Here is a 1156-nt window from a genome sequence, read left to right on the forward strand (position 1 = left end):
CCCCCGGAGGGGAGCCCGGCCCGGCGCGTTGTGAGGAGCGAGCGGGTCGCCCGGTCTCACTTCTTGCGTGCGGTGGCCTTCTTGGCCGTGGTCTTGCGCGCCGTGGTCTTCTTCGCGGGCGCCTTCTTCGCCGTGGTCTTCTTGGCGGGCGCGGTCTTGCTGGCGACCGTCTTCTTGGCGGTCGTGGCCGTCTTCTTGGCCGGGGTCGCCTTCTTCGCGGCCGCGGACGCCTTCTTCGCCGTCGCGGTCGTCTTCTTGGCGGCGGCGGTCTTCGCCGGGGTCGCCTTCTTGGCGGTGGTCTTCTTCGCGGTGGCCTTCTTGGCGGCCGACTTCTTGGCGGCGGCGGCCTTCACCGTCGTACGGGCGGCGGAAGATCCGCCCGAGAGGCTGCCCTTGGGGGCCTTCTTGACGGCCACGTCGTTCTTGGGGAGCTTCTTGGAGCCGCTCACCAGGTCCTTGAACCCCTGGCCCGCGCGGAAGCGGGGCACCGAGGTCTTCTTGACCCGGACGCGCTCACCCGTCTGCGGGTTGCGGGCGTACCGGGCGGGGCGGTCGACCTTCTCGAACGAACCGAAGCCGGTGACCGAGACACGGTCCCCGGCGACAACGGCACGGACGATCGCGTCGAGTACCGCGTCGACAGCGTCCGCGGCCTGCTGACGGCCGCCGACCTTGTCGGCAATCGCTTCTACGAGCTGCGCCTTGTTCACGTCTTCCCCTTCGGAGACATTGCCAGAACGAAAGTGTTCAAGCTTTTTCGCACGTTAGGCAGATATATACCGCAAATCAAACACGAAACGGGCTAATCACCCTAGTGCCGCAACGAAGTCGACCGATGCGCAGTTCCACGTGTCAGTCACCTTCGGGGAATCGGCCCTCGTCGAGGTCCTTCATCAACCGGTCCAGACGCCTTGCCGCGTCCGGGAGATCGTGCTTCGCCGCGGCCGTGACGACCAGCAGCTTCCGGGTCAGCGCCATCCGTACGCTCTCCGGGACTTGCAGTGCACGCACCTTCGCGTGCGCTTCCTTCAATCGGTCGGCGACTTGGCCATAGAGCTTGAGTTGGCTGTCGCGTTCCATGCACCGATTGTGCCATCTGGGGCGAGTTGTCGCCCGACGGGGTCTCAACAAGCGACTGCGCCCCCTGCCGGAGGGC

Annotated in this window: 2 protein-coding genes; both read right to left on the bottom strand. The window is 66.4% G+C overall.

Going from position 1 to position 1156, the window contains the following annotated elements; all coding sequences use genetic code 11:
• Positions 1 to 56: 56 nt before the first annotated feature.
• Positions 57 to 710, bottom strand: a complete 654-nt coding sequence (locus tag ACFWM7_RS35330) for an HU family DNA-binding protein (protein WP_383268894.1) — start codon at positions 708 to 710, stop codon at positions 57 to 59.
• A 142-nt stretch (positions 711 to 852) separates the two neighbouring features.
• Positions 853 to 1080 carry a hypothetical protein gene (locus ACFWM7_RS35335; protein ID WP_032790676.1) on the bottom strand — a complete coding sequence of 76 codons (228 nt, stop codon included), beginning with the start codon at positions 1078 to 1080 and terminating at the stop codon, positions 853 to 855.
• Positions 1081 to 1156: the final 76 nt, after the last annotated feature.

Origin of the sequence: Streptomyces sp. NPDC058375 (assembly GCF_042723425.1) — a bacterium.
Taxonomy (GTDB): domain Bacteria; phylum Actinomycetota; class Actinomycetes; order Streptomycetales; family Streptomycetaceae; genus Streptomyces; species Streptomyces durocortorensis.